The sequence below is a fragment of the Gordonia sp. NPDC003376 genome (assembly GCF_053589235.1).
Map to the genome: position 1 here is coordinate 20090 of NZ_JBSFRM010000028.1, position 18837 is coordinate 38926.

Consider the following 18837-nt stretch of genomic DNA (forward strand, 5'->3'; position numbering starts at 1 on the left):
ACACCGGCCTGCGAGACCAGATGAGCGATCTTTCCGACACCACCGGTGGTCTGACCCTGCGTGACGCGCTCGACGATCCCGCGCTCGCCGCCGCCCGGCCGACCGTTCTCGCCGGGTGGAACGCACTGGGCACCCCGCTGCGCTGGGTGCACACCAGCGAGGTGCTCGACGTGGCCGACCTGCTCTCCGGCGGTGAGTTGGTGTTGGTGGCCGGGGTACTCCTCGGTGACGCCGACGAGGCCGCGATGCGCGCCTATCTCGATTCGCTCGCCGACGTGGGGGCCGCCGGCCTGGCCGTCGAAGGACCGCGCCTCGGCGGTGTTCCACAGCCGCTCGTCCACCAGGCCGCCGCCCGCGGCTTCCCACTCATCGAGCTCGGTGAGGTGGTGCGCTTCGTCGACGTCACCCATGCGATCAACAGCCGACTGGTCGCGGCCCAGGTGCGCGAACTCCAGGCCAACGACCAGGTCACCCATGCACTCGCCGGAATCCTTGCCGCCCAAGGCGATATCGCATCGATGGTGGAGGCGCTGTCGGAGTTGACCGGATGCTCGGTGACGGTGCGCTCGATGGCCGGGGCGGTGATCGCCGAGACCGCCGTCGCCGACGCCCGTCCCCGCGGCTACGCACGTGTGGCGCCGATCGACTCGGCCGGCGTGACCGTCGCCACCCTGGAGCTCACCCCCCGCCCGGGCGTCGATCTCCACCTCATCGAGGCCGCCTGCCGACGCGCCCCGGAACCGCTCGCCCTGGCACTGCTCCGCGGACAACCGCTCACACGGTCGGATCAGCATGTGCGCGAGATCTTCCGGCTGCTCGCCGTCGGCGCGGACCGAGACAATCGCCGACGCCCCGAGGACGTTCTCGCCGCCCAGGTCGCCACCGCCGGGCTGGGTCTCGACGGTCCCGGCCTGTTCGCCGGCGTGGTGGCCATCTCCGTGAGTGGCACACTGCACACGGTGGAACTGTCAGAGGCGTTGCGCCGCAACGGGAACAATGTGCTGTCGGAGATCCGGGACGGCGCCCACCGCTCGATCGTGCGGATACCGATCCGCGGTTCGACCCCGACCGGCGCCGACGTGGTCGACCTCCTCACCTCGTCGGCCCTGCCCGGGGACCTACGGATCGGGGTCACCGAACCGGCCCCGGACATCCTCTCGCTGGCCCCGTCGATGGCGACGGCCCGCACAGCAGCGGCGTCGGCGTCGGCGCGCGTGTACGTCGTCCGGGCCCGCGATGTGGTGGTGGCGCACCTGCTCGACGATCTCGACGCCGCCGCCGTCGGCGAATTCTGCACAGAGGTGCTCGGTCCGCTGTTGGACTCCGACCGCGCCGACGAGCTCCTCCTGACCCTGGTCATGCTGCACCGCTGTGGTTCCCGGGTGGCCGCCGCGCAGACCCTGAACATCCACCGTCAGACCATGTACCAACGACTCGACCGGATCGGCGTCATCCTCGGTGGGCTGCCCGACGAAGCCACCGGCGCCCGCGGCGCACTGATCGTCGCCGCCGAACTGGAACTGGTGCGACGCGGCATCGCTCCCTGACGTCGGCGGTGGTTACGTCGACGACTTCGGCCGACCGAGGTTTCGACACGCCTCGTCGCTCCGCTCCTCATCGGCTCAACCAGCAACAACCACCCGATGGTCGAGCCGGGACCGAGCCCCACAGGGCGAGGACCCGAGTCGAGACCCAGCAAGCCCCAAAACGCCCGCAACCACCCTCGCAGTACTCACCCACCAGCCCCGACCAACCGAGGTTTCGACACGCCCCGTCGCTCCGCTCCCCATCCGCTCAACCAGCATTCGGCTCGACCCGCAATCGGCGCATCCGAAGTCGAGGCGGGGCGGGAAGGCGAATAATCGCCTCATGAGCACACCGGCCGGTCTCGCCCGATTGCTGCCCGGACTCGACGTCGTCCGCCGCTATGACCGCACATGGTTGCGCGGAGATCTGGTGGCCGGGGTGGTACTGACCGCGCTGCTCATCCCGGCGGGCATGGGCTATGCGGAGGTCGCCGGGCTGCCACCGGTCAACGGCCTGTACGCGACGGTGGTGCCGTTGATCGCCTATGCCATCGTCGGGCCGTCGCGCATCCTGGTGCTCGGTCCCGACTCCTCGCTGGCACCGATCATCGCCGCCGCGATCATCCCCCTCGCCGCGGTGTCGGGTGAGCGCGTCGCACTCGCCGGGATCCTCGCGATCGAGGTGGGCGCGGTACTGCTCCTCGGCGCGCTGCTGCGGCTCGGATTCGTGACCGACCTGCTGTCCAAACCGATCCGGATCGGCTATCTCAACGGCATCGCATTGGTGGTGTTGCTCGGCCAGCTGCCGAAGCTGCTGGGCTTCAGCACCAGTGGGGAGTCGGTGATCGAGGAGGCCGCGGAGATCGTCCGCGGCATCGCCCACGGGGAAGTGGACTGGTTGCCGACGACGATCGGCCTGGCATGCCTGGCGGTGATCTTCGGGTTCAAGCGCTGGTACCGGGCGATCCCGGGAGTGCTGGTTGCGGTGGTGGGGTCGATCGTGGTGGTCGCGGCGTTCGGCTGGGCCGACCGGCTGCCGGTGGTCGGCGCGATGCCCCGCGGCCTGCCTTCTCCACAGCTCAGCGGCGTGACCTGGCACGACGCGGTGTCACTGATCGGGCCCGCGGTCGGTATCGCGCTGATCGCCTTCACCGACACCAGCGTGCTGTCCCGGACCTTCGCCGCGCGGTCCGGGACCTCCGTCGACGGCAGCCAGGAGATGGGCGCCGTGGGTGTGGCCAACGTCGCCGGCGGGGTGTTGGGCGGCTTCCCGATCTCGGCGTCGTCGTCGCGCACACCTGTCGCCGAGCAGGCCGGGGCGCGGACTCAGCTCGCACCGCTGGTCGGGGCGGTCCTCATCGTCGTGTTCATCCTGGTGGCGCCGGGGGTGACGGCGTATCTGCCGTCGTCGGCGCTGGCCGCGGTGGTCATCTCGGCGGCGATGGCGTTGGTGGATGTGCGAGGCGTCGTCGCCCTGTTCCGGATCAACCCGGTGGAGGGGGCACTGAGCGTCGCGGCATTCCTCGGGGTGGCGCTGATCGGTGTGCTGCAGGGCATCGTCGTCGCGATCGCACTGTCGCTGGTGGCCTTCGTCAACCTCGCGTGGCGCCCCTACCGGACCGAGCTCGGGCTGGTGCCGGGTATACGGGGCTACCACGACCTGAGTCGCTACCCGGCTGCCGAACGCATACCCGGGGTGGTGATCGTGCGGTTCGATGCACCACTGTTCTTCGCCAACGGCGGCATGTTCGACGACTTCGTCCGCTCGAAGGTGCGCACCGCGATCTCCGACGGACGAGCGGTGGAGACCGTGGTGGTGGCCGCCGAGCCGATCACCGAGATCGATGCGACCGCCGTCGACGAGCTGGTGGAACTCGACGACTGGCTGCGCTCGCACGGAATCGAACTGTTGTTCGCCGAGATGAAGGACCCGGTCCGCGACCAACTGGCCCGGTACCGACTGACCGTCGACGGGAGGCCTCGCTTCGACAACTTCCACTTCGCACCGACGACGGGAGCTCGGATCGACGAGATCACGGGACATCTACGCACCGACATCACCGGAGTGGACATCGACGGGTCGGCCGAGGTCGGCGACGCCGAGCGCCCAGTCGACGACACCGAGCGCCCAGTCGACGACACCGAGGGCACGGTCAACGACACCGAGGGCACGGTCGGGGGAAACGACGGTCCGGTCGGCCACCGCGAGGGCGTCGTGGACAAGAAACGCGAGCGTGGACGACGCGACGACGGCTGAACGGGACGGTCACCCCGGACCGGCGACCGCGTCGGCGATACAGCCGTCCTACGAACGGGGGGTTTAGCGCGAGCTCCATCGCTTCTGGACGGACACGGACGTAGTGTCGCCGACAGAAGAATGCCACACCCGGGGAGGGAGTGACCATGGGCGACTTCGACTTCGACTTCGACATCGACACAGCCATGGCCGATGCCTGGGGCGACTACCGACATCACCTCGGCGGTCTGCTGACCGTCCTGGCGATCGGCGATCACTACGTGGTCGGGCACACCTCGGAGATCCCCGAGGGGCGACATGTCCGTATCCATTTCACCGTCACCGGTGCCCATCGCGTCCGCGCCACCATCAGATCCGACGACCTCGCCGCCACCCCTGGGGCGCAGGCGACCCTGGCACGCGGATTGCGCCTGCTCGGCTGGCGGAAGCTGCGCGACGGCGACCACATCAGTGAGGTGGGACGCCGCCGCGCCGAAGAACTGGCATCCCGCGCCGTGGCGACGTTCCGGGAGATCTGGGGTGTGGTGCATCCGGTGTTCCTCGACGGCCCCGATCCCGGCCCGCGCGAGCCCGTCCTCGAATGGACGAGGCTGCCCCATGACCATCGGGAGTTACGGACGCTGGTGGTCGAGTCACTCGAGGCGATGGCCGGGGAACCGCTGGTGGTGGACGACGACGGCGACATCCCGTTGCCGACCGGCGAGGTCCGCTCGTGGTTGCGGGTGATGCCCGACCGTCCGACCCTGGAGTTCTTCGGCACCATCGTCCCCGAGGTCCGCGACATCGAGACGGCCTTCGAGTTCGTCGCCACCCGGTCGGTGGAGTACACCGGGATCAAACTGCTGGTCCACGGTACGTGCGTGGTGGCGGTTCTGACCGTCGAGATGACCGCCTTCTCCCGGCATAACATGGCCGTCGGCGTCGCGCAGTGGTTGCAGTTCGTCGCCGAGGTCCGTCCGGAGATCCTCGCGGAGCTGACCGACACGCTGCCGCCGCGCTCGCCGAAACCCGTCCCTCGCCGCAAGCCCTGACCGGGCAGGCACCAGAGTGCCGATGCGGTCTGCCCGGTGACTCCGGGCCCCCACACCACCTGACCCTCTCACACGACGATGCCGGTGACTCCCCCGCGGGAATCACCGGCATCGTCGGGTTCGGGTGGATCGGATTCAGGTCAGTGCGACCACGCCAGACCGTTCGCCCAGGTCCGCGCCGCCTCCTCGGCGTAGGCCCCGAGACCGTGCGTCGCCTGGTACTCGCGGTAGTCGACGCGACCACCACCGGCACGGACACCATCGACCCATGCGCTGGTCAGCGGCGCGGGTGCGACCAGGTCGAACAACCCCTGCTGGATCAGCATCGGCGCGCGGTATCCGGTGTCGGGGACCTTCACCAAGTCCTGCACCGCGTCGAGAAGCGGCCCCTCGGAGAGCGGCTTGGCGACCAGCTGCCCGACGGTCAGCCCCTTGGTGGCACGACCTTGATTCGGGTAACAGAGGGTCTGCGCGTCGTCGACGACCTTCTTGCCCAGCGGGGTGAGGTAGGAGTCGACGTCGATGTCGGGGCGGGCGACCTTGGTGCCGGCCAGGACGTACGAGACATAGGTGACGTAGTCGGGCACCTCGACCGGCGGCATGCCCGGGGCGACCGCGGCCAGCAGACGCGAGGTGTCCACCGGCACCGACTGTGCGGCGATGCCGACGTTGGTCAGCTCGGGAGCATAGGTGGGGGCCAGATGCCCGGCCCACACGGCGGTCTGGCCGCCCTGTGATCCACCGGAGGTCAGGTACTCGGTGCCCGCGGTCTCCCCGGTGTACTGCTCGATCACGGTGCGGGCGGCGCGGACCGAGTCGATCATGTTCTTGCCCTGCATCTCGCCATCGGCGTACGCGTGCACACCCGGTCCGCCGAGACCGGCGTACTCGGTGGCCACCAGCACGTATCCGTCGTTCAGCCATGGACCGAACCAGTCGTCCCACCGGCCCTTGCCGTCGATCTTGGTGCCCATGCGGTCGGTGACGGTGCACTGGTCGCCGAGGCCCGAGGTGCCGTGGCCCCAGGCGTGGATTCGGTACGCACCGCCGCGCGGATTGCGCTCGGGGATCGAGACCGTCGCACGGACCGGAACGAGTTCGCCGTGGGAGTCCTCGGACAGGTAGGTGACCGCGATGACGCGACCGGCGCCGGCCATCCGGGAGTTCGGTTGGTTCGTGATGTCCGTGGACTCGACGACGCTGCCGGCCCCCTGCTGCGAGGTCGGCCGCGGCGCGGCAGCGGCCGGGGCCGAGCCGAGGAAGATCCCCGCCACCACGGCGACGACCCCTACCACGACCGTGATCACCACGGTTCTCATCAGTGCACGCACGACGATCGCACTCCCTTCGATCAACCGAACAACATTCGGGAATTAGGTTAGCCTAAACGATTGTTTCGGGCAGGCGCCACGGGGTGGCCGCAGGCCCTCCGATGCGGCATCCTGAGAGGCGATGCCGGACGAACTCCTGATCGCGCGTAACGCCGAGGCGGACTCGTCGCTGCCCTACGTCATCCGGTTGCCGCTCGGGGTGGACGGCATCGTGCTCAAGACCCGTGACACCTGGCCACGTACGGCCAAGGTCTACTGCCATCGGGTGGAGCAGTGGCCGGCCGAGGCGGAGATCATCGAGCGGGTCCCCGTGCGGTCGATCAGCCGACGCGGCGCGGCCATCGACCTGGTTCTGGACCGCTCGCGAGAGAACCGCTCGCAGTTCGTCCTGACGCGGGCACGAGGCCGGGAGGTGGTGTTCTGGCAGTCGCGGCGCACCGCCAAGCAGGCCCGGCCGAATGTGGTCACCCCCCGGGCCCGGGCACACGGGCATGTGGTCGAGATCGTCGTCGACACCAGGGAGCGCTACGCCTACACGTTCTCCGCCCAGCAGGCGACGGTGAGCAAACGCGCCCTGCCGGTGGGTGACTACGCGGTCTTCCACGGCGAGATCCTGATCGCGGCGGCCGAGCGCAAGAGCATCGAAGACCTCTCGAGCAGCCTGTTGTCGGGCAAGCTCACCTATCTGCTCGCCGACCTCGCCCGGCAACCGCGCGCGGCCCTCGTGGTGGACTCCGGGTATTCGGCCCTGTTCAAGCTCGAGCACGTGTCGGCGTCGGCGGTGGCCGACGCCGCCGCCGAGGCACAGGCCCGATTCCCCGCGGTACCGATCGTCTTCTGCGAGACCCGACCGCTCGCTCAGGAATGGCTGTATCGCTGGTTCGGGGCGTGTCTCGACGAGTACCTGCTGACCACTGCCTCCGATGCCGCCCCACGGGCCCTGAGCCCCCGCGACCCACCCGTTCCGGCCGTGGTCCGGGCGTGGGCCCGAGAAGCCGGGTACACGATGTCCGACCGTGGTCGAATCCCTGCCGATGTGCTCACCGCGTATCTGTCGGCCGAACGACGGTGACGCCGCTCACCGGCTAGATTGAGGCGATCAGTCGTCATCGACCTCCGGGGGACACCATGAATTCGCCGTATCCGCAGGGCCAGAATCCCTACGCCGCACCACAATTCGGACAACAACCCCAATACGGTCAGCCCTATGGTCAGCCGGGCCACGGCCATCCCCAGCAGGTACCGCCCCACCACGGTCAACCCCAGTACGCGCAACCGCAACCCGGCCAGGCCCAGCACGGCCGACATCCGTACGCGCAACCCGCGTACGGACAGGCACTGCCCGGGGCACAGGGGCAAGGTGTGGCGATCACGACCCAGTTCTTCCCGCTGATGTGGATCCTGTTCTTCATCAAGCCCAAGATCGTCGTCGACGGCCACGAGTTGCCGGCGGCGGTGTGGGGCCGCAACGAGATCCCGCTCACCCCGGGACAGCACCACCTGCACGTGTTCGTGCCGTACTTTCTTCCGCCGAAGATCGGGAAGGCGGATCTGCCGATCCTGGTCCAGCCGAATCAGCCCGTCGAACTCCAGTACCGCGCTCCCCTGTGGGCCTTCAGCGGTGGATCACTCGGTCCGGGACCGCAGCCGTACAAGGGACTCGGCGCGATGATCGGGATCACCGCGATCATCTTCCTGTTCGCCATGCTCCTCGTGCTGTTGCCGCTGCTGGCAGCCTGATCATCGTCGACTCCGGCGCGTTTCCCCGCCCGGGGCCGGGAACGCCGATCACCCGCCCGGCGTGCACCGGCGGGGCGATCGGCGTCTCGTGGAGATCCGCTGACTGAAGTCGTTGCGGGAGAATCAGTTCCAGGTCCAGATCCAGCGACGGCTGCGCGGGTCGAATTGACGAACACGGCGCTTGCGGCGAGTGGGGCCCTGCTGCTGAGGGTTGTTGTTCCGGGGCTGGGCCATGTGACGGTGTCCTCTCATCATCGAGTCGAGATCCGCTGCGGGGGTTGGTCCCCCACCGGGGGCGTCTCTCACTGACGAGATCGACGATGCCGCCCCATCCTGGCCCGCGGTTGGCATCCACCTGGCAGGTTTCTGGCCACCGCAACGCGCTTGTCAGACGGCCGAATCCGGGAATGCGATCACCGAGAGGAACCGGCACGGCATCTCCAACAGCGCCACCGGCCCGTGCGGTCCCTCACCGTCGAGCTGCATGGCATCGCCGGGGGCGAGCCGATACACGGTGCGGCTGTGCGCGTACTCCATCACGCCGGACAGCATGTAGATGAACTCGGTGCCGGGATGCTGGAACAGTGGTTGCGTCACCGAGTCCTCGGTGAGGGTGACCAGCAGACACTCGAGCCGTTTGTGCTCGCCTCGCAGCGAACCCAGCAGCTCGTAGTCGTGACCCTCCTTGGAGCCGGCACGCACGATCCGCGAGCCCTCCCCCGACTTGACGTACACCGCCGACCGTTCGACGTCGGCACCCCGGAACAGTGAGGTCACCGAGACGTCGAAGGCGGTCGCCAGACGGGCGAGAGTGCTCAGACTGCACGAGGTCTGGGCGTTCTCGATCTTCGACAGCATCGCCTTGGAGATGCCGACGCGAGCGGCCATGTCGCCCACCGTGAGCCCCTCCTGGAGTCGGAGTCTGCGGACGTTGGTGGCGATCGCGGTCTCGAGTTCGAGCTCCTCGACGGACTGATCGGACGGACGATCTCGGGCGATACCCGACTGATTGCGGATCAGGGCATCGTCGTTCACGTTTCCAGTGGTCGCGTGCGCGCCCGGCGTGTCCTCCATCGAGCCAGCATAACGGGAAACATCGTCCACTGTCGGGAACCGGGGCAGTGCTCCGACCGCACCGGCCACCCGCTGCCCACCGTGCAACGCGCACATGGTGTACCCACCCCCTCCCGGGGTATCGCGAATCCGCCACACCGTGTGCCGGAGTGGCGGATTCGCAGATCGATCGGTTGACTCAGAAGCCGGTTCCGGTGCCCGGAATCCACCCGGTGCCGGCGAGCGGTACGCGGGCCATGGCGGCCGCCTCCATCGAGATGGCGACGAGGTCCTCCGGCTCGAGGTGCTGTAGGTGGGCCTTGCCGCAGGCGCGGGCGATGGTCTGGGCCTCCATGGTGGTGACCCGCAGGAAGTTGGCCAGACGACGCCCACCCTCGATGGGGTCGAACCGTGCCGACAGCTCGGGATCCTGGGTGGAGATGCCCGCCGGGTCACGGCCGTCCTGGAAATCGTCGTAGTAGCCTGCGGCCGAACCGATCTTCTCGTACTCGGACGCGTAGCGCGGATCGTTGTCGCCCAGGGCGATCAGGGCCGCGGTACCGATCGCGACGGCGTCGGCACCGAGGGCCATGGCCTTGGCGACGTCGGCACCGTTGCGGATACCGCCGGACACGATCAGCTGCACGCCATCACTGCCTCCCTTGCGGTGCACGCCGAGTTCCTCGAGCGCCTGCACGGCCTGCGGGATGGCGGCCAGCGTCGGGATGCCGACGTGCTCGATGAAGACCTCCTGGGTAGCCGCGGTGCCACCCTGCATACCGTCCACCACCACGACGTCGGCGCCGGAGTGCACGGCCAGCTTCACGTCGTAGTAGGTGCGCGAGGCGCCGACCTTGACGTAGATCGGCTTCTCCCAGTCGGTGATCTCGCGCAGCTCGTTGATCTTGATCGCGAGGTCGTCCGGACCGGTCCAGTCGGGGTGGCGGCAGGCCGACCGCTGGTCGATGCCCTCCGGCAGGGTGCGCATGCCCGCGACCCGCTCGGAGATCTTCTGACCCAACAGCATTCCGCCACCACCGGGCTTGGCACCCTGGCCCAGGACCACCTCGATGGCGTCGGCCTTGCGCAGGTCGTCGGGGTTCATGCCGTAGCGGGACGGCAGGTACTGGTAGACGAGGTGCTTGGACTGGCCGCGCTCCTCCGGCGTCATGCCGCCGTCACCGGTGGTGGTGGAGGTGCCCACCTCGGACGCGCCGCGGCCCAGTGCCTCCTTGGCACCGGCCGAGAGTGCACCGAAGCTCATCCCCGCAATGGTGACCGGGGTCTCGAGATGCAACGGGTACTTGGCATGTCGACCACCCAGGGTGACGTCGGTGTCGCAGCGCTCGCGGTAGCCCTCGAGCGGGTACCGCGACATCGAGGCACCGAGGAACAGCAGGTCGTCGAAATGCGGGAGCCTACGCTTGGCACCCCAACCCCGGATGTCGTAGATGCCGGTCTCGGCGGCCCGCTGGATGGCCGCGATGGTGGTGCGGTCGAAGGTCGCGGACTCACGCAGTCCGCGCTGCTCGAGGGAGCGGTTGTCGGTCATGGTTCTCTCCGGAATCGGGGTGATGTGTGGTTGCGGCGCAGCAGTTCTCGGCGGTCAGTACGCCGAGGAGTTGTCGCTGTGGAAGTGGTACAGCGTGCGGGCCGAGCCGTAGCGGGTGTAGGAGGCGGGGTCGTCGTCCTTGAAGCCGGCGGCCTTGAGCAGACCGGCCAGCTCCTCGAGATGCTCGGCCTTCATCGGCTTCGCGACGCAGTCGGCGCCGAGTGAGGCGACCTCACCACGGACATAGAGGCGGGTCTCGTAGATCGAGTCACCCAGGCCCTGGCCGGCGTCACCGCGGATCACCATCCGCCCGGCCTGCGCCATGAACGCACTGTTGTGACCGACGTTGCCGCCGACGACGATGTCCACACCCTTCATCGAGATACCGCAGCGTGCCGCCGCATCACCCTCGATGACGAGCAGACCGCCGTGGGCGGTGGCGCCCGCGGACTGCGACGCATTGCCCTTGACCACCACGGTGCCGCTCATCATGTTCTCCGCGACGCCGGTGCCGGCGTTGCCGTTGATGGTGACCTCTGCCTGCTGGTTCATCCCGGCGGCGTAGTAGCCCACGTGACCCTCGATGGTGATCTTGACCGGCGCGTTGACGCCGGCGGCCACACTGTGCCCCCCGGCCGGGTTGATGATCTCGACCTCACCCGAGATGTCACCGTGCAGAGCCGAATTCACTTCGCGCAGGGGTGTGGTGGCGAGATCGAAGGTCGTGTTCAGCGTGTCGGTGTTGTTCAGCGTGTCGGTGTTGTTCAGCGTGTCCATGCGTAGACCACCTCGGGTTCCGGTTCCCAGATTCGGGCATTCTCGACGCCCGGCAGATGTGCCAGGGCACGGTATTCACTGGCCATCGCGACCCAATCGGAGGTCTCGGCGATCACGGCCGGCTTGCAGGCGATGGCGTCGCGCACCACCGCGAAGGAGTCGCGGTTGGAGACGACGAGGGTGTAGAAGCCGTCGAAGGTGGCACACACCTCCTTCAGTGCGGTCTCGACGTCGCGGCCCTGCGCGAGCTGGTGGGCGACGAAGCGGGCGCCCACCTCGGTGTCGTTCTCGGAATCGAATTCGACTCCCTGCGCCCGCAATTCGCGGCGAATGGTGGCGTGGTTGGAGAACGACCCGTTGTGCACCAGGCACTGCTCGGGGCCCACCGCGTACGGATGTGCGCCGGCCGGGGTGACGGCGGACTCGGTGGCCATCCGGGTGTGACCCACACCCTGCCAGCCCGAGGCCGACGCCAGATCCCACGACGCGGCCAGATCACGAGGCGCGCCAACGCCTTTCAGGACGGTGAGATCGTTGCCGAAGCCGGCGACCAGCGCCGTCGGGTAGGTGGCACGTGCGGCGGCCAGCAGGTCGTCGGTGGCGACGTCGGCCGACACCACCAGGGTGTTGTCGACGTAGTGCGCGGCAACCTGCGCACCGAGCGCGGCACCGAGCGCGGCGGCCGCCTCGGCGGGGTCGACATCGATCTCGAGCAGACTGACGCAGGTATGGCCCGCCGGCGCCCAGGTGGGGTTGCCGTACACGGCGATGCCCGCCGAATCGGCTCCGCGGTCCTGCATCTCACCGAGCATCCCGGAGAGCAGTTCCCCGAGCCGGGGATACAGATCGGGGTTGCGCAGGTGCAACCCGACGATTCCGCACATGGTGTGGCCCTTTCTCGTGAAAGTTGTTGGTTCTCAGGGGCCCGGAGGCCCGCGGTCAAGAGGTGATCAGAAGGCGGTCAGGTACTGGTCGACCTCCCAGGAGGACACCGCGGAATGCCAGGAGAAGAACTCCTCGCGCTTGAGCCTGGCGAAGTACGTCGAGACCGTCTCCTTCTCGGCGTCCCAGTCGGCGGGCAGGGCCGCGTCGAGGGTCGCGGCGATCACCGGGTCGGCGTCGAGTGCGTCGACCGCGTGCAGCAGGGTCAGGGGCAGCGCCGAGATGTGCGCGGGGCACGAACCCAGGGTGCCCGGGTCGAGGCTGCGCTTGATGCCGTCGAGGCCGGCGCCGAGTGCCGCGGCGATGGCGAGGTACGGGTTGGCCGATCCGTCGCCGCCACGCAGCTCGACGCGCTGGTCGTCGGGGATGCGCACGTAGTGGGTGCGATCGTTGCCGCCGTAGGTGGGCACGCGCGGGGCCCACGACGCGCCCGAGCGGGTGGCGGTGGCACCGGTTCGCTTGTAGGAGTTGACCGTCGGGGCCATCACCGACTGCAGTGCGGGAGCGTGCTCCAGGACACCGGCCACGAAGCCGTAGGCCACGTCGGACAGGCCGAGGCCGCGGGCGTCGTCGAACTCGGTGGGGAAGACCGGGTGTCCGTTGGAGGTCAGCGACAGGTGCAGGTGCAGGCCGGAGCCGGTGCGCTCGGCGAACGGCTTGGGCATGAACGTGGCGATCATGCCGCGCTCGGCGGCGAAGGTGGACAGCAGGTAGCGCAGGGTGACGACGCGGTCGGCGGTGGTGAGGGCGTCGGAGTAGGCGAAGTTCTGCTCGAACTGGCCGTTGCCGTCTTCGTGGTCGTTGGCGTAGTTGGACCAGCCGAGCTGGTTCATCGCCGTCGACACCGAGGTCAGGTGGTCGTACATCCGGGTCAGGCCGCGCACGTCGTAGCACGGACGGTCGGAGTCGTCGTTGGCGTCGGCGGTGATCAGCGACCCGTCGGCGTCCCGCTTGAGCAGGAAGTACTCGACCTCGGCGCCGACCCACGGCTCGAAACCGGCGCCGTCGGCCTGGGCGATGAGCGCCTTGAGGATGTTGCGCGGGGCGAACGGCCAGGGCTTGCCCTCGACGTGGGGATCGCAGTGGACGATCGCCAGACCCTCCTTGATGAAGGGGACCGGCAGGAACGACGACGGATCCGGGATCGCCATCAGGTCGGGATCCTTGGGCTCCTGCCCGATGGCACCCACCGCGTATCCCGCGAAACCCACACCGTCGGTGGCGAGTTCGTCGACGGCCTCGACCGGGACGAGCTTGGCGCAGGGCTTGCCACGCAGGTCGACGAACATGGCGAGGATGAACTTGGTGCCGCTCTTGGCGCACAGCTCGGCGAGATCGTGCGAGGTGTCAGTCATGGCGTTCTCCGGGGGTGGTGTCGAGATCAGTATGTCTACTCGGATGATCCTTTGTCCACTTGTAGTGAACCTGGAACCAGTAGACCCCCCGAGTGTTGCGGTTGTGTTTCCGAACTGTCAGCACGAGGTATCCAGCCGGACGGAATCGAAAGACTCGGCCACACAACACAAAATGGGGGCCCACCGGAATCCGGCGAGCCCCCACTTCGGGGTGGTGACAGCGATCAGGTGGTCGCAGCGGTCGGCGAGGAGCTCGGCAGAGCGTCCTCCACCGTCCCGACGGCCCTGGCCGGCGACATACCGGACAGCCCGCCGTGGCCGACACCCGCGGACGGGATCTCGTAGGCCGACTCCGCGTGCAGGGTGGGGTCGAGGCCCTCGATCTCGGTCTCGGTGTCGACGCGCAGGCCGATGGTCTTGTCCAGGGCCTTGGCGATCAGCCAGGTGACGATGAAGGAGTACCCGCAGGTGATCACGATACCGGCGAGCTCACGCCACAGGATGTCGATCGGGCCACCGAACAGGATGCCCTTGACGCCGGCGGGGGCCGACTCGGCGGCGAACAGCACGATGCACAGGGTGCCGACGATGCCGCCCACGCCGTGGACGGCGAAGGCGTCGAGGCTGTCGTCGACCGCGATCCGCGACTTGAAGCTCATCAGGAAGGCGACCACCGCCGAGGCCAGCAGGCCCACCATCAGCGCACCGAGCGGGTTCATGGTGTTGGCCGACGGAGTGATGCCGACCAGGCCGGCGACCGCACCGGTGATCATGCCCAGCGAGGTGACATGGCCTTCACGCCAGCGCTCCACGATGCAGTAGCCGATCATGCCCGCACAGCCCGCGAGCAGGGTGTTCAGGACGACGACCTGTGTCAGGAAGCTCGCACCCAGGGCGCAGCTGCCGTTGAAGCCGAACCAGCCGAACCACAGGATGCCGCCACCCAGGATGGCCATCGGGACGTTGTGCGGGCGCTCACCACGACGACGACGGGCACCGAGCACCACCGCGAGCGCGAGCGCGGCGACACCGGAGTTCATGTGCACCGCCGTACCACCGGCGTAGTCGTGGATCTGAACGGTGTTCAGCAAGAAGCCGTCCGCGGCGAACACCCAGTGCGCCACCGGGAAGTACACCAGGATCAGCCACAGCGGGGCGAACACCAGCCAGGCGCTGAACTTCATCCGGCCCGCCGCACCCGACGCCACGATCGCGATGGTGATGGCGGCGAACAGGATGAACCATGCGGCGAAGTAGAGAGTCTGCATGCTGCCGGACTCGTCGTCGGCCATGAAGTCGGTGAGTCCGAAGTAGCCGGACGGGTTGCCGATGATGCCCAGGCCACCGGCGGTCTCACCGTGCACCAGGCCATAACCGAAGAGCACGTAGAGCACTGCGGTGATGCCCAGCGTCGACATGACCATCGTCATGATGTTCAGGACGTTGCGCGCGCCCACCATGCCGCCGTAGTAGAAGGCGAGGCCGGGGAACATGAGCAGGACGAAGACGAAGGCCGCGAGCATCCACGCCAGATCGGCGTTGGCGGCGAGTACCGGTTCCATAGGGGTGTCCTCGGGTCTTTCTGATCGGGGATCTCGTGGATCGGTCAGGAGACGGGCGTCATTGCCCGCGGAGATAGGCGACAACGTCGTCGCGATAGTCCAGAAATCCCTTGTAGGCGGCAATATCCGGGTCGAGCGTCTCGATGACGGTCGCCAGTTGACCGGCCCACTCGGGGATCCGTCGCACCTCCTCGAGGGAGGCCATGAACGTGCGAATATTGAACGTCACGGCACCGGAGGTCGGCAACCGGACAAAATGCTCCAATTCGATACGCAGCCGGGCACGACCGAAGTCGGCGTCGGCGACCATCCCAGGCACGTGATCACGCCACGCCGGCAGCTGCTCGAGGCTCACGTCGAGCAGGTGTGAATCCGACGCCGACAGCGTCCAGTTGACCCGCCGGTAGACCTGGTCGGCGGGAAGCCGGCGAAGGAACTGCTCGGCTCGGTCTACGATCCCTGCGCGCGTCAAACCCGGTACCGGAGCATGGATTTCGTACATGTCCATGCCCACGTCGAAACCCACCGACCAGGCCGCGGCGAAGGTCACGACACCGGCGTCGAAGTAGAGTCGGCCGTCCCGCTCGATCACCAGCAACAGGTCGTCGGGGACCTCTCGCGCGAGGAACTCGATCGGGTGCGACGGCAGGGTGTCGAGCTCGCCGAGAACGAACTCCTGGTCGGTTCCGAGCAACTCGTTGACCCAATGAAACTGCCGGTCAACGCCTTCCGTGAGATGCATCACGTCCGGGTACGAGAGTGCGAGATCGCGGAGGTAGTACAGCAACAGATCCCAGCAGGCGACGTCCATGCCCGGCCGCATCCGCACCCGGGTGGGGTCGGTGTCGAGAATCCGTCGGCGCTCACGCATGTAGTCGATGTACTCGGCCCCGCCGAGGTCGACAAGATACCGGCCCCATTCGCCACCCCGGGTGCGGCGCGGGATGCGGGCGGGTTCGACGTTGACCGAGTAGGAGAACTCCTCGAGCTCGTCCGGGAACGGCCACGGGATGGTGGACAGATGGTCGACCGGTTGACCCAGGTAGGCCTGGGCGGCCACGGAGAGTCGCTGCGTCTCCGCGAGGTTCGGGGCTTCTGGTCGGGCGAGCGTCATGGGTTCACCTCGAGTTCGGTGGTGTCGTCCTGTGCCCGGGACACGCAGCACAGCATGGAGTCTCCGGCGGCCTTCTCCTCGTCGGACAGGACGAAGTCCCGGTGCAGCACCGCACCGGAGGACACCGGGATACGGCATTCCCCGCACACACCCTGCCGACACAGATTCGGGACGGCGATCCCGTTGTCGAGCAGCCGCTGCAGCAGCGAGATCCCGGCCGGGACGTCGATGGTCTCTCCGGTGGCCGCGATCCGTACGGAGAAGGGTTCACCCGGATCCTGTTCGGGAGCGGTGAAGCGCTCGGAATGCACGCGGGCACCCGGCCAGCCGGCCGCGGCGGCCAGCTCCGTGTAGGTGTCGAGCAGCGGCCCGGGGCCACACGCGTAGGCATGGGTCCCCAAGGGCTGCAGTGCAAATCGTGCGCGCAGGACTGCCATGGTCTCGTCCACCGTGGTCGCCTCGAACAGCGTGATGCCGTCGTGGGCCGACAGAGCACGTAACTCGTCGAGGTGCGCGGCGTGCCCGGGCCGATAGGAGTAGAGGATGTCGGCGGTGCCGCCATCGCGCACGATGGCGCGGGCGTGCGAGAGGATCGGGGTGATCCCGATCCCGCCGGCCACCAGCAGCGCATGGTGCTGGTTGGTGATCGGCGCGAACATCGAACGCGGGCCCTCGATCTCGAGGACGTCGCCCTCGGTCACGTTGTCGTGCAACCAGTCCGATCCACCGCCCTCACCCCGCCGCAGTACCGAGATACCGTACGAGGTGGGAAACAGTCCGTCGTCGACGAGCGAGTACGCGTTTCGGTGCTCCCCAGCCGACACGATCAGATGACTGCCCGGCTGGAACGGGGTCAGCATGGTGCCGGGTGCGTCCACCGGGACGAACCGGAAGTGCGAGATACTCCCGGTGAGCTCGCGCACCTCCACCACCCGCATCGGACGCGGTTCGGTCGAGTAGCCCGGATGCAGATGGGTCGGGGCGGATTCGGCGGTGGCGGAATCGGTGACGGTCATGCGTCCTCCCCCACTGTTCCGGGTGTGGCAGCTACGGGTGCCGCGGCACCGCGTTCTGCAGTGCCGGGTTCTGCCGCGCTGGCGAGGAAGCTGCCCAACGCCGCCGAGTGGTGCGCGTGGATCTCCACGGCGACATCGCAACCCGGGCAGACGACCACGTCACCCGGGGTACCCACCACGCGGTTCGTACCCGCACAGTGCGCGCAGTACAGCGGAAGATCCCGGGTGTGGGTGACGAAGGCGGCGAGTTCTGGGGCGATGGCACCGGCCGCACGGGCGGTCGCGAGAGCGGTCATCACGTCGTACTGTCCGCCGGTGACGAGAATCCTGGTGCCCGTGCGCGATTCGGCCAGCGACTGTCGCAGTGCGGCGAGATCATCTGGTTCGGTGAGCGAATCGAGAACCATCAGTCGGGTCGGGCCCGCGTTGGAGGCCGTGTTCACCCAGCTGCGGGCGATGTTCCCGGCGACCACGGCGTCGTCGTCGGTGCCGATCGCGAGGATCAGAAAGGAGGCACCGGTGACGTCGACCTCCGGCGGCGAGGTGGGCCAGTCGGGCAGACCGGGTGAGGGCGGGGCCGGGTCGGGAGCTGCGGCGCGCAGCCAGGCGGCGGCACGGTCGCGGTACTTGATGATGCCCTTGTAGTCGGCCATGTCGTCGGGCAGTTCGGCGAACACCTCGGCGGCGCGGGCCCGCCACGGTTCCACTGTCGCGAGCTGGTCCAGGGGGAGCATGTAGGTGCGGATCAGGAACATCAGGGCGCCGGAGTCGGCGAGGCGGATGAGGTGCTGCACCTCCACCCGCAGGTGGACGCGCCGCCCGAACTCGGCGTCGTCGACGGTCTGGATGGTCTCGCGGTCGGGCCCCCACTCGGGATAGATCTCGGTGGACACATCGAGTCGGCGGTCGATGGTGAGCGTCCAGTTGGTGCGCCGGTACGGTTCGTGGGGTTGCAGGCGCTTGAGGAACTCGTGGGCGCGGGTGATCACGCCCATCTGACGCACCCGCGGGACCGGGCCGTGGATCTCCAGGAAGCTCATACCGACGTCGAAGCCGAAGCTCCAGTCCGCGGCGAAGGTCACCACCCCGGCGTCGACGAACAGCTGATCCGACCGCTGGTCGAGCAGCGCGATGTCTTCTTGTACCTGACCGGTGATGTAGCGCAACGGTTCTACCGGCAGGGTGGTGGCGTCGCCGTAGCGGAATTCCTGGGTGATGCCGAGCAGGTCGTTGCGCCAACGCCAGGTGTCGGGTCCCAGGGACTCCAGGTGCATGGTGTCCGGGTGGGACGTCGACAGCTCTCGCATGAGGGTGAGCATGGCGTCCCAGGTGGCCGGGATCATATGCGGCAGCACGGCATGCCGACTGGGATCGGCGGCGAGAACCCGTGCGCGCGCCTCTATTTCGTGGTGGTACTCGGCGTCGATGTCGACGATCGCGTCACCCCAGGTGCCGGCCGGGGTGGCGTGCGGCTCGCCCGCCGGTTCCACATTGGTGCTGTAGCGGTACCGATCCTCGGGGAACGGGAAGGGGAAGCCGCCGATCAGGTCTGCGGCGGGCGCGAGGGCGGGGGTGTCGATG

General features: G+C 68.2%; 15 protein-coding genes. 5 read left to right on the plus strand and 10 right to left on the minus strand.

Annotated features, from left to right (window positions below; genetic code table 11):
- The first annotated feature begins 20 nt into the window (after positions 1–20).
- From ACWDUA_RS21420 to ACWDUA_RS21430, 3 genes are all read left to right on the plus strand, one after another.
- Positions 21–1547, plus strand: a complete 1527-nt coding sequence (locus tag ACWDUA_RS21420; protein WP_449753024.1) for a PucR family transcriptional regulator ligand-binding domain-containing protein — start codon at positions 21–23, stop codon at positions 1545–1547.
- Between the two features lie 322 nt (positions 1548–1869).
- Complete coding sequence (locus tag ACWDUA_RS21425; RefSeq protein ID WP_449753025.1) at positions 1870–3783, plus strand: SulP family inorganic anion transporter; 1914 nt, start codon at positions 1870–1872, stop codon at positions 3781–3783.
- Between the two features lie 146 nt (positions 3784–3929).
- Positions 3930–4814 (plus strand): TY-Chap domain-containing protein, encoded by an 885-nt coding sequence (locus tag ACWDUA_RS21430; RefSeq protein ID WP_449753026.1) that lies wholly within the window; start codon positions 3930–3932, stop codon positions 4812–4814.
- Between the two features lie 140 nt (positions 4815–4954).
- On the opposite strand, the gene ACWDUA_RS21435 is transcribed toward ACWDUA_RS21430, so the two are convergent.
- Positions 4955–6145, minus strand: coding sequence for a lipase family protein (locus tag ACWDUA_RS21435; protein ID WP_449753027.1), 1191 nt, complete (start codon positions 6143–6145; stop codon positions 4955–4957).
- Positions 6146–6266: 121 nt separating this feature from the next.
- Here ACWDUA_RS21435 and ACWDUA_RS21440 point away from each other — a divergent pair, with 121 nt between their 5' ends.
- The gene (locus ACWDUA_RS21440; RefSeq protein WP_449753028.1) at positions 6267–7217 is read left to right on the plus strand and encodes an ERCC4 domain-containing protein; all 951 of its coding nucleotides are present in this window, start codon (positions 6267–6269) and stop codon (positions 7215–7217) included.
- 56 nt (positions 7218–7273) lie between these two features.
- Complete coding sequence (locus ACWDUA_RS21445) at positions 7274–7885, plus strand: hypothetical protein (RefSeq protein WP_449753029.1); 612 nt, start codon at positions 7274–7276, stop codon at positions 7883–7885.
- A gap of 387 nt (positions 7886–8272) precedes the next feature.
- On the opposite strand, the gene ACWDUA_RS21450 is transcribed toward ACWDUA_RS21445, so the two are convergent.
- From ACWDUA_RS21450 to ACWDUA_RS21490, 9 genes are all read right to left on the minus strand, one after another.
- Positions 8273–8959, minus strand: a complete 687-nt coding sequence (locus ACWDUA_RS21450) for a helix-turn-helix domain-containing protein (RefSeq protein WP_449753030.1) — start codon at positions 8957–8959, stop codon at positions 8273–8275.
- A 178-nt stretch (positions 8960–9137) separates the two neighbouring features.
- A complete protein-coding gene (locus tag ACWDUA_RS21455; RefSeq protein ID WP_449753031.1) occupies positions 9138–10490 on the minus strand; it encodes an FMN-binding glutamate synthase family protein in 1353 nt (450 codons plus the stop codon).
- A 54-nt stretch (positions 10491–10544) separates the two neighbouring features.
- Positions 10545–11267 (minus strand): GltB/FmdC/FwdC-like GXGXG domain-containing protein, encoded by a 723-nt coding sequence (locus ACWDUA_RS21460; protein WP_449753032.1) that lies wholly within the window; start codon positions 11265–11267, stop codon positions 10545–10547.
- On the minus strand, positions 11255–12151 hold the full coding sequence (locus ACWDUA_RS21465; RefSeq protein WP_449753033.1) for a glutamine amidotransferase: 897 nt from the start codon (positions 12149–12151) through the stop codon (positions 11255–11257). Before ACWDUA_RS21465 ends, ACWDUA_RS21460 begins: the two co-directional genes overlap by 13 nt.
- A 66-nt stretch (positions 12152–12217) precedes the next feature.
- The gene (gene glnT / locus ACWDUA_RS21470; RefSeq protein WP_449753034.1) at positions 12218–13564 is read right to left on the minus strand and encodes a type III glutamate--ammonia ligase; all 1347 of its coding nucleotides are present in this window, start codon (positions 13562–13564) and stop codon (positions 12218–12220) included.
- Between the two features lie 224 nt (positions 13565–13788).
- Positions 13789–15126 carry an ammonium transporter gene (locus ACWDUA_RS21475; protein ID WP_449753035.1) on the minus strand — a complete coding sequence of 446 codons (1338 nt, stop codon included), beginning with the start codon at positions 15124–15126 and terminating at the stop codon, positions 13789–13791.
- Between the two features lie 58 nt (positions 15127–15184).
- Positions 15185–16240 (minus strand): heme-dependent oxidative N-demethylase family protein, encoded by a 1056-nt coding sequence (locus tag ACWDUA_RS21480; protein ID WP_449753036.1) that lies wholly within the window; start codon positions 16238–16240, stop codon positions 15185–15187.
- Positions 16237–17256 carry a PDR/VanB family oxidoreductase gene (locus ACWDUA_RS21485; RefSeq protein WP_449753037.1) on the minus strand — a complete coding sequence of 340 codons (1020 nt, stop codon included), beginning with the start codon at positions 17254–17256 and terminating at the stop codon, positions 16237–16239. Before ACWDUA_RS21485 ends, ACWDUA_RS21480 begins: the two co-directional genes overlap by 4 nt.
- The gene (locus tag ACWDUA_RS21490) at positions 17253–18836 is read right to left on the minus strand and encodes a heme-dependent oxidative N-demethylase subunit alpha family protein (RefSeq protein ID WP_449753063.1); all 1584 of its coding nucleotides are present in this window, start codon (positions 18834–18836) and stop codon (positions 17253–17255) included. Before ACWDUA_RS21490 ends, ACWDUA_RS21485 begins: the two co-directional genes overlap by 4 nt.
- Position 18837: the final 1 nt, after the last annotated feature.